Genomic DNA, 9,473 nt, shown 5'->3' with positions numbered 1-9,473 from the left:
CCCTCGGACCTGTAGCTAGGGCGGTCAGATCCGGGGACAACCGCGAGGCCCTGGAGGCCGTGCGGGACAAGCTCGCTCACGAGATCGACCTAGTGGGCGAGGACGACCGAAAGCGTCTAGCGCCTCTGACTGGCCGTCTGCTCCAAGTGTTGCGGGCACTCGATGGCATCGCCGAGCCGGAGGTGAACCGCAAGGATGAGCTACGCCGTCGCAGAGAGGACCGCCGCGCCGCCGCTGGTGCCGCCTCGGTTCCTGAGCCGCCCAAGCGCAGCGTCAACAGCGGGGCCGGAAGCGGTGGAGTTGGCGATGTCGGCGGGCCTGGTGCTGCTCCCGTGGCAGGAACTGGTTCTCGACGCCGCACTAGCTGAGACCGCCGAAGGGTTCTGCGCTTCGTTTGAGGTTGCGTTGGTGGTTCCTCGCCAGAACGGTAAGGGCGGGGTGCTGGAGGCTGCGGAGCTGTACTGGCTCTTCCTCGATGACGCGGTGGATCTGATCACTCACACGGCGCACCGGTTCGACACGTCGCTGGAGCACTTCACCCGGATTAGGACGCTGGTCGAGACGACGCCGGAGCTGATGGCCGAGGTCAAGGGGATTTACGACAGCAACGGCAAGGAACGGATCGAGCTACGCAACGGAAAGAGGCTCCAGTTCAAGGCCCGCTCGAAGGGTGGTGGTCGTGGCTTCTCGGGGGACCGGGTGGTCCTGGACGAGGCCTACTACATCAACGATCTCGGTTCCCTGCTGCCAACGATGTCGGCCCGTCCTGATCCGCAGCTGTGGTGGACGAGCTCGGCGCCGTTGGAGGTGGCCGAGTCGAATGCTTTGCGGAAGATCATCGCCCGTGGTCGTGCGGGTGAGATCACTTACGCCGAGTGGTCCGTCGATGTCGATGCCTCTGATGTCGATGCTGTTGCTGGGGCGCTAGATGATCGTGGAGCGTGGTTGAGGGGGAACCCGTCGCTCGGGTCGCTGATCACTGAGGAGTTCATTGGGACGGTGGAGCGGGCGAATCTGACCGATGCCGAGTTCGCCCGTGAGCGGCTCGGGATCTTCCCTGACCCTGACAACGGGTTGGGCCCTCAGTGGTCTGTGATCGCTGAGGCTGATTGGTCGTCGTGTCGCAGCGGGGAGTCGGGGCGTCGTGCTGAGCGGCCTGGGTGGCTGGTCGGTGGTGTGGATCTTGCGGTGGAGGTGCGGCCGGATCGGTCATCGTCGTCTGTGGCGGTGGCTGGGGAGTGCCGTGAGGGTGGTATCGGGGTCGATGTGGTGGCGACTGGCGCCGGCACCGGCTGGGTGGTGGCCGAGGTGGCCGCATTGGTGGCCGATGGGGCAGTGCGCCGGGTGGTGATTGATGAGGCGGGTCCAGCGGCCGCGCTGATCGGTGATCTGGAGGCTGCTGGGGTCACGGTGACGCGGGTCGCGTTTGCCGCCCTGAAGCTGGCTACGGCGGGGTTCTTTGATGCGGTGGTGGATGAGGAAGTGGTGCACCGTGACCGGCCGGAGTTGTCGTCGGCGGTGTCGTGGGCGGAGAAGCGCAAGGCGGGGGATGCCCTGCTGATTGATCGTCGTGGGGACCATGACATGTCGCCGCTGGTGGCTGTGGTGTTGGCCCATCACGCTGCTGTGTCGATGCCTGCTGTTGATGTGTCGATGAGCGTCTACTGAGGGGAGAGGAGCCGATGGTGCACGTGTTGCTCGAGTTGTTCGGTCTCGCCCTTGTGGTGGTCGGTGTGTCGATGTGGTCGGTGCCGTTGGCTTTGGTGGTGGCCGGGGTGGCTTTGGTCGCCGCGGTTGAGGTGCGGGCATGAGCTTGTTCCGCCCTGAGCGTCGTTCTGTGGGGTCGTTGGCTGAGGTGCTGGCGGCTGAGCGTGTCCGTCGGTCTGGTGGCGGTCATGGTGCCGTGTCGGATGTGGACCAGGCGCTCCGGTTGGGTGCGGTGTGGTCGTGTATGGATCTGATCTCTCGGTTGTCGGCGTTGCCGGTGAAGCAGTACCGCCGGGCGGCTGGTGTGCCGGTGGAGGTTGAGCGGCCGTCCCCGCTGCTGTCGGCTCCGTGGTTGCACATGCATGCGATCGGGTGGCGTCGTCAGGTGCTGATGTCGTGGTTGACGGCCGGGAACGTGTTCGGTCTGGTGGCGGCTCGTGACCGGCTGGGGTATCCGGTGCAGATGGAGATCTTGTCTCCGTCGAGGATGTCGGCTCGGCCGGTTGGTGTCGGGTCGGTGCAGTGGTTGCTTGATGGCCGTCCGGTCGGTGATGACTTGGTGCATTGGCCTGCGTTCACTGTTCCGGGGTCGCCTATCGGGTTGTCCCCGCTGCAGTACGCGGCGTCGATGACGGGCTTGGGGTTGTCGGCTGGCGAGTTCGGTCGCCGGTGGTTCAGCGATGGCGCTCACCCTTCGGCGGTGCTGTCGACAGACCAGCCGGTAACCCAGGATCAGGCGGCGACGATCAAGGAGCGGTTTAGGGCTGCGGTGTCTGGTCGTGAGCCGGTGGTGCTCGGGTTGGGTGTCACCTATGAGGCGATCCAGGTGAGCCCGGAGGAGTCTCAGTTTCTGGAGACGATCAAGGCGAACAAGGCCGACATCGCCGGGTTCTTCCTGGTGCCGCCGGAGATGATCGGTGGCGAGTCCGGTAACAGTCAGACGTACGCGAACGTCGAGCAGCGGTCGCTGAACTACCTCACCTATAACGCGGGTTGGTGGGTGACTCTGATGGAGGAGTTCGTGTCCTCGATGGTGCCCCCGTCGGAATACGTGAAGGTCAACACCGGGGCGCTGGTGAAGGTGGACGTGAAGACGCAGGCGGAGGTGGAGACGTTGCGCATCCGTGGCGGTTGGGGGACGCCGGATGAGGCGCGGGAGCACGAGGATCGCCCGCCGTTGCCTGGCGGTGTCGGTGCCCAGACGGTGGCGCTGAACGGACCTGGAGGGTCAGATGTCTGAGTTGTTGCCTGATGTGGTCGCTGCCCGTCTGGGTGGTGACATGTCGTCTCTGTCGGTGGTGCAGCGTGGCCGCACTGTGGAGGCCCGGCGGTTCGCTGTGCCCGAGGTGCGAGCGGATGAGGACGGCGGCGTGTCGATGTCGGGGTACGCCACGGTGTACGGGTTCCCTTATGACGTGGCTGGTGGCCCGGAGCGTGGCGGCTGGTCTGAGGTGATCGTTGAGGGTGCTTGCGCTAAGTCGGTGGTCGAGCGTGACGACGTGCGTCTCCTGGTGAACCATGAGGGCCTACCTCTGGCACGCACGGCCGCTAAGACGCTGACGCTGGCGTCCGACGCTGTGGGCCTGCGGTGTGATGCCTCGCTTGACCGTTCGTCTCCGCTGGTGGCGTCGGTGCTGTCCGCGATGGAGCGAGGCGATCTCGATGAGATGTCCTTCGCTTTCCGTGTGATCCGTCAGGAGTGGGATGCGGACTACCTCGAGCGGCGCATCACCGAGGTCCAACTGTTCGATGTTTCGCTGGTGACCTACCCGGCGAATCCTGCGACCGTCGCCCAGGTGCGCGACGACGTGCCAGCGCCGTCGGTGCGCGGTCTTGATCTGCGGATGGCTTTGGCTGTCCGCGCCCGGCTGTCTATCTAGGCAGTCACTCCCGGCCCACGCCGGGCTGCACGCCGAACTGCACGCCGGACCCCTCTAGGGGCACCACCTGCGGTCCACCTGCGGTCCACCTGAGCCACGACTCACCCGCGCCGCCCGGCACGGGTGCCAACCAACGTGACCCATGGAGGTCCTGTCATGACCCTGCTCGAACAGATCCGAGCTTCTATCCGTGAGTGCCTCGACACTCGCGCCGGCCACATGGCCGTCATCGATTCGGTGATCGCTGCGGCCGAGGCCCGAGACGATTCAGCACTCAGCGATGCCGAGACCGCACAGTTCAACGAGGCCCGTTCCGCCGTCGCTGCCGCTGATGCCGATCTCGCCCAGCTTCAGGAGCGTGAGGCCGAGCTCGTTGCGCTCGAAGAGGCCCGTGCTGCTGCTGACGCTGTGGCTGCCCGCTTCCCTGCCCCTAACGGGTCCCCTGAGATCCGTGTCGGCGCTGAGCCTGTCGTGTACCGCGACGGTGGTGAGCACTCGTTCCTTCAGGATGCCTACCGCTCCGAGTTCGGTGGCGACTGGCAGGCCCGTGAGCGGCTGGAGCGTCATCAGCGGATGGCGCTGGAGACCCGCGATGTCGGCACCGGTGCGTTCGGTGCGTTGGTTCCACCGCAGTACCTGGTGGACATGTTCGCTCCGATCGCTCGGGCTGGTCGCCCGATCGCCAACTCGGTGCGTCGGCTCCCGCTGCCTGCTGGTGGGATGACCTTCAACGTCCCGCGTGGCACCACCGGCACCACCACCGCCGTCCAGGCGGCCGAGAACGACGCCGTGTCGGAAACCAACTTCGATGAGACCACCCTGGCCGTGTCTCTCCAGACCATTGCCGGTCAGCAGGACGTTTCCCGTCAGGCGTTGGAGCGTGGGGTCGGCATCGATCTGGTGGTGTTCGGTGACCTCGCTTCGCACTATGCGACCGTGCTGGACACTTCGGTGTACACCGCCATCACCGGCACTGCCGGGATCGAGGCCGTGACCTACACCGACGCGTCCCCCACCGTGGCCGAGTTCTTCCCGAAGCTGGCTGACGCTGTGCAGCGGGTGAACTCGAACCGGTTCATGCCTGCCACCGCGATCTTCATGCACCCCCGCCGGTGGGGCTGGCTGACCGCTGCCGTGGACACCACCAACCGTCCCCTCATCGGCTTGAACGCCCCCTCCAACGCTGTTGGTGTGGGTGTTGCCGCCGAGTACGGGCAGGTCGTCGGGTCGCTGTTCGGTCTGCCCGTCGTCACCGACGCCAACATGGCCACCGACCTCGGTGCCGGCACCAATGAGGACCTGGTGATCGTGGCGAAGGCTGACGACATCCTCCTGTGGGAGGACGGCGACGGTGCCCCCCGTGAGCTGCGTTTCGAGCAGACCAACGGCGGCAACCTGACCGTGAAGCTCGTTGCTTACGGCTACTCGGCCACCACGGCCGGGCGTTACCCGAAGGCCATCGCCACTGTCGGTGGCACCGGTCTGGTTACGCCGACCTTCTAGGTCGGTTGGTGTGGGCCTGGGTTGGTGGCTGATGCCTCCCCCCAGGCCCACACCTCCCACCATGTTCGCTTCGTTGGAGGTGTGTTGTGTCCGATTCGTATGTTGCGGCTCTGCTGGTGGAGCGTGATGGGTATGTGTTGCGTGGTCTGTCTGGCCGTGTGGCCGAGGTGGATGCGGAGCTAGCCCGGTTCGGTGTGCGTGCCGGGGTTGTCGGCTCCCGTGAGGCCGCTGTGGATGCCCTAGAGGTGGAGCAGGCCGTCGAGGCTGCGCCCGTGAAGCGGACCCGTAGGGGCTGAGCGTGGCGTACCTGACCGCTGCTGAGGCCCGTGAGCGTCGGATGGCGTTGCTGTCCGGTGTTGCTGACGCCGAGATCGACCGGCTGGTGTCGGAGTTCGAGGCGTTGGCGGAGCGGTTCGTCGGGGTGCCGATGGTGCCTCGGGCCTCGGTGACACGGGTCAACGTTCCGTCCCCCGTGGTGTCGTTGGCGGTGGATGGGCCGGTGAGGTCCGTTACGTCGGTGGCGGTCGACGGGGTGGCGGTGTCTGGCACCCACAAGTTCTCGGGGTCGGTGGTGTATCCGTCGGTGGCCGTTGGGCCTGGGGTGGTCACGGTGTCGGTCCAGGTCGGTCTGGATGCCCCGCCTGAGGAGGTGCTGCACGCGTGCGCCGAGTACGTCGGGCGTGTCGTGGCGGCGTCGGGGTCCGGTACGTCTCGGGACGTGTTGGCTCAGAGCTTCGACGGCGGCACTACGAGGTATTCGACCCCGGACTGGTCTGCTGGTCGCCCCACTGGGTTCTTGGAGGTTGACCGGCTGCTGGTTGGGGTGCGTGCCCGGTATTGGCTGCCGGGGGTGGCGTGATGGCGGAGACGACGGTGTGGTGGTCTGCCGTGGAGCGGCTGGTGTCGCTGTTGCGGGTCCATCCGTCGCTGATTGGCAGCGTGGATGTTCACACTGGTTGGCCGGGGATCTGCACCGCAAGCCTGAAATGGTGTTCGTGGATGAACTGTCGTCCACCGAGGACCGGCCGGTGATGAAGTCGGGGCGACAGGTGCGCGATGAGTCGTTCCGGCTGCCGCTGATCGTGGTCATAACAGGGCGGGGTGATCTGGATTCAACGATGTGCCGCACGTCGGCCGTCGTGGCGGCGATCCAGGACGTTCTGGCCGATGAACCGGCCCTATCGGATTTGGATGGGGTGCTGTTCACGTGGGTGGCGGAGAAGTCGATGTCGTGCGGTCAGACCCCTGAGGGTCCGATCGGGACGGCGCGTGTGGTGGTCGACGTGACCGCCCGTCTCAACTGAGAGAGGAGCCTTCGATGAAGGTCCGTTACACCGGCGAGGCCGGGTACATCTTTGCGCCTGAGGGCGTGCCGCCGTTCGTCCCTGAGCCTGGGGACGTGTTCGACCTTGACGATGCCGTGGTGGCGTCGCTGGGTGGCTCGTTCGAGCCGGTGGAGCCTGCGAAGGCCCCGGCGAAGAAGTCGGCCAGTGAGGCCGATGATCCGTCGCTAGCGCCCGCTGGTGACTCCGACCCGACCGGCCTGGAGGGCTGATAGATGGGCATCCAAGACAACTTCTGGACGATCGGCGAGGAGACCGTGGAGTGGGGGACCAAGGCCACCACTTTGACCCGCGGCGTCGAGAACCAGACCGATGACGCTACCCCGAACGTCGAGTTTCTCCAGTCTCGGGGGATGCGTCCGGCGACGGTGGCGACCCCGACGGGCCGCTCCGTGGCTGTGCCCCGTGGTGGTCAGCATGTGCTGACCCTGGACCTGATGGCGAAGTCGTTGGGGCTGGTGTTCGCTTCGGTGGCGTCGACTGTGGCGACCACCACGCCGGGTGGCGCGACTCTGACCAGGCTCCACACGTTCACCCCGACCACGACCGGTCCCGCGAAGTCGTTCACGATCCATGCTGGCCGCGCTGATGTGGGCGGCACGGTGAACCATCACGACTACCTCGGGTGCATGGCCGAGTCGCTGAACCTCGCCCTGACGGCGAAGGGCCTGCCGGTGGTCAAGTCGACGTTTGCCTACAAGACGCTCGACACTGCGGCGGCGTCGGTCACCCCGTCCTACCCCACTTCGTCGCATGTCTACCGTGACATCGACTGTGTGGTGTCGATCGACGGCAACTCTGAGTGCCTGCGGTCTGCTGACTTCACGATCCCGACCGGGCTCGACATGGAGCGGTGGCGGATCTGTGCGGGTGGCCGTGAGAAGCCGGTGCTGAATACCCGTGTGGAGCCGACTGGCACGCTGTCGCTGGATTACGACTCCGATTCGTGGCAGGACGCTTGGCTTGCTGGCACCGAGCTGGAGGATCTGATCATCACCTTCACCGGTCCCGAGATCGAGACTGGGTTCGACTTCTTTTTTCGGGCGACGTTCCCGCTGATCCAGCTCACCGGGTCGTCCCCGAAGGTTGGTCTCGATGTGACGCCCGAGCAGCCGTTGCCGTTCCGTGTGCTGGATAACGGCACCGATCCGGCGTGGACGTTGGAGTACCAGACCACCGACACCGCCTACTGAGCCGTGTCGGCGCTGCTGTACATGGAGGCCGATGGTTTGGCCGAGTTGATCGCCGGCTTGAAGGCGTCGTCTCAGGGGCTGGGCCGGGAGCAGCGCAAGGCGAATAAGAGGGTTGCTGAGCAGGCGTCGGAGTGGGCTCGTTCTGGTGCCCGCTCCGGCACCCGCCAGCAGGTCCTGGCTGCGGGTGCGATCAAGGCCCGTGGCACTCAGTCGACGGCCCGTCTGGCGATCTCTGGTGGCCCTGGTTATGCCAAGGCTGCGTTCTGGGGCATGTCTCGCCGGACCGGTTGGTATGCGGCTGAGCGGTACCGCGATTCACAGGCAAGGCAGGCCCCGCCCTGGGTGGGGAACTCGTGGACGGCTGGCGTGGCCGGCCAGGGGCCGCATGTGATCAACGATGCGATCGCTGCCCATGTCGATGAGGTCGAGGCCCTGTATGCGGCCGGTTACGAGTCCGCTCTGAAGGCGGCTTTCCCTGGGGGGTTCGAGTGAGTCAGATCACGGTGACGGTCGACGGGTCCGAGCAGGTCGTGGACCTGGCGAAGGTCACGGGGCTGGATGCGATGCAGTTCCGCATGGAGACGGGGCAGGACCTCGATCTTGCGGTGTTGGGGATCTTGGAGCGGGGCGAGGCGGTGCTGCTTGCTGATCTGGCGGTGGTCCACTGGTTGTGGGTCCGTCAGTCGGTGGATGCGTTGGCGTCGTTCGCTTTGGTGGCGTCGTCGCTGACGCTGTTCCCTGCCGTGCAGCCTGAGGCCGTGGAGGTCTGAGGGGGTGGCGGGGCGCGCTCTCACGATCGACATAACGACGAGGGACCAGCAGACGCTGGCGGCGCTGAAGCGCGTCCAGAAGGAGTTGTCGGCTGTCGACAAGGCGGTGGACAAGACCGCCAAGGAGAGCGACAAGCTCGGTAAGTCGGCCGATGATTACGCGGCGAAACTGAGCAACGCCCGTCAGGTTGCGGGTGGGATCGTGTTGGGCGGCACGGTGGCGGTGTTGGGTGCGTCGACCAAAGCCGCTGGCGAGCTGGCGGAGGCGCAAGCCAAAACGAACGCCGTATTCGGGGAGTCGGTGGGGATCATCAATCAGTTTGCTGAGGGCGCGACCGAGGCGCTCGCCCTGTCGAAGCGTGAGGCGCTGGAGTCCGCATCCACCTTCGGAAACCTGTTCACCCAGATGGGCGTCGGGGCCGCCAAGTCGGCGCAGATGTCTAAGTCGATGATCACCCTTGCTGGTGACTTCGCGGCCTTCCACAACGCGAATCCGGTGGACGTGATCGAGGCGCAGACGGCTGCGTTCCGTGGCGAGTACGACGCCTTGCAGAAGTTTGTTCCGACGATCAACGCGGCGGCAGTGGAGCAGCAGGCGTTGGCCGAGACGGGCAAGTCGTCGGCCCGTGAGTTGACCGCCCAGGAGAAGGCGTTGGCGACCTATTCGCTGATGCTGGCCGGCGCGGGTAAGGCGTCGGGGGCGGCGGCTCGGGAGGCTGACGGGTTGGCGATGTCGTCCAAGAGGGCGAAGGCCGAGCTAGAGAACAGTGCGGCTTCCATTGGCACGTCGCTGGTGCCTGCTGCCGCTACGGCCGCTAAGGGGATAGCGGGTCTGGCGAGTGCGTTTGGTGCGCTGCCTGCTCCGATGCAGACCGGGGTGGTCGGCATAGGGGGCTGGTGGTGGGTCTCGGGTTGTTGGGGCCGAAGGTCGCTGAGGGTGTCGGCCTGTTGCGGTCTGGTGTTGGTGCTGTCCGTGCGTACGGGTCGGAGACGGCGACGACGGCGCAGAAGATGACGGGCGCTGGTGTCGCCGCTGGTGCGCTGGCTGGTGCGCTGGTGGCTGGTGCTGCTGCGTGG

Annotated in this window: 12 protein-coding genes; all 12 read left to right on the top strand. The window is 66.0% G+C overall.

What is annotated here, in order from left to right; genetic code table 11:
* The first annotated feature begins 195 nt into the window (after positions 1-195).
* Entirely contained in the window at positions 196-1,668 is a 1,473-nt protein-coding gene (locus tag IPG97_15065; protein ID MBK6857822.1) for a hypothetical protein, read from the top strand.
* Between the two features lie 139 nt (positions 1,669-1,807).
* Positions 1,808-2,947 carry a phage portal protein gene (locus tag IPG97_15060; protein ID MBK6857821.1) on the top strand — a complete coding sequence of 380 codons (1,140 nt, stop codon included), beginning with the start codon at positions 1,808-1,810 and terminating at the stop codon, positions 2,945-2,947.
* Entirely contained in the window at positions 2,940-3,587 is a 648-nt protein-coding gene (locus IPG97_15055; protein MBK6857820.1) for an HK97 family phage prohead protease, read from the top strand. Before IPG97_15060 ends, IPG97_15055 begins: the two co-directional genes overlap by 8 nt.
* A 156-nt stretch (positions 3,588-3,743) precedes the next feature.
* Complete coding sequence (locus IPG97_15050; GenBank protein ID MBK6857819.1) at positions 3,744-5,090, top strand: phage major capsid protein; 1,347 nt, start codon at positions 3,744-3,746, stop codon at positions 5,088-5,090.
* Between the two features lie 86 nt (positions 5,091-5,176).
* Entirely contained in the window at positions 5,177-5,386 is a 210-nt protein-coding gene (locus IPG97_15045; protein MBK6857818.1) for a hypothetical protein, read from the top strand.
* Between the two features lie 2 nt (positions 5,387-5,388).
* Complete coding sequence (locus IPG97_15040; protein MBK6857817.1) at positions 5,389-5,949, top strand: hypothetical protein; 561 nt, start codon at positions 5,389-5,391, stop codon at positions 5,947-5,949.
* 97 nt (positions 5,950-6,046) lie between these two features.
* Positions 6,047-6,394 carry a hypothetical protein gene (locus IPG97_15035; GenBank protein MBK6857816.1) on the top strand — a complete coding sequence of 116 codons (348 nt, stop codon included), beginning with the start codon at positions 6,047-6,049 and terminating at the stop codon, positions 6,392-6,394.
* Positions 6,395-6,408: 14 nt separating this feature from the next.
* Entirely contained in the window at positions 6,409-6,645 is a 237-nt protein-coding gene (locus IPG97_15030; protein ID MBK6857815.1) for a hypothetical protein, read from the top strand.
* Positions 6,646-6,648: 3 nt separating this feature from the next.
* A complete protein-coding gene (locus tag IPG97_15025) occupies positions 6,649-7,626 on the top strand; it encodes a hypothetical protein (GenBank protein ID MBK6857814.1) in 978 nt (325 codons plus the stop codon).
* A gap of 3 nt (positions 7,627-7,629) precedes the next feature.
* Complete coding sequence (locus tag IPG97_15020; protein MBK6857813.1) at positions 7,630-8,118, top strand: hypothetical protein; 489 nt, start codon at positions 7,630-7,632, stop codon at positions 8,116-8,118.
* A complete protein-coding gene (locus tag IPG97_15015; protein ID MBK6857812.1) occupies positions 8,115-8,396 on the top strand; it encodes a hypothetical protein in 282 nt (93 codons plus the stop codon). The genes IPG97_15020 and IPG97_15015 overlap by 4 nt, the downstream gene beginning before the upstream one ends.
* A 4-nt stretch (positions 8,397-8,400) precedes the next feature.
* Positions 8,401-9,411: a hypothetical protein gene (locus IPG97_15010; GenBank protein MBK6857811.1), complete on the top strand. Its 1,011-nt coding sequence runs from the start codon at positions 8,401-8,403 to the stop codon at positions 9,409-9,411.
* The last annotated feature ends 62 nt before the right edge of the window (positions 9,412-9,473 follow it).

The sequence above is a fragment of the Microthrixaceae bacterium genome, from assembly GCA_016702505.1.
Lineage (GTDB): Bacteria > Actinomycetota > Acidimicrobiia > Acidimicrobiales > Iamiaceae > Aquihabitans.
This window is presented reverse-complemented; position numbering and strand designations above follow the sequence as displayed.

What these genes read in the sequence shown, in the direction of transcription:
- IPG97_15065 (MBK6857822.1), top strand. Translation starts at nt 196, where the DNA reads ATGAGCTACGCCGTCGCAGAGAGGACCGCCGCGCCGCCGCTGGTGCCG.
- IPG97_15060 (MBK6857821.1), top strand. Translation starts at nt 1,808, where the DNA reads ATGAGCTTGTTCCGCCCTGAGCGTCGTTCTGTGGGGTCGTTGGCTGAG.
- IPG97_15055 (MBK6857820.1), top strand. Translation starts at nt 2,940, where the DNA reads ATGTCTGAGTTGTTGCCTGATGTGGTCGCTGCCCGTCTGGGTGGTGAC.
- IPG97_15050 (MBK6857819.1), top strand. Translation starts at nt 3,744, where the DNA reads ATGACCCTGCTCGAACAGATCCGAGCTTCTATCCGTGAGTGCCTCGAC.
- IPG97_15030 (MBK6857815.1), top strand. Translation starts at nt 6,409, where the DNA reads ATGAAGGTCCGTTACACCGGCGAGGCCGGGTACATCTTTGCGCCTGAG.
- IPG97_15025 (MBK6857814.1), top strand. Translation starts at nt 6,649, where the DNA reads ATGGGCATCCAAGACAACTTCTGGACGATCGGCGAGGAGACCGTGGAG.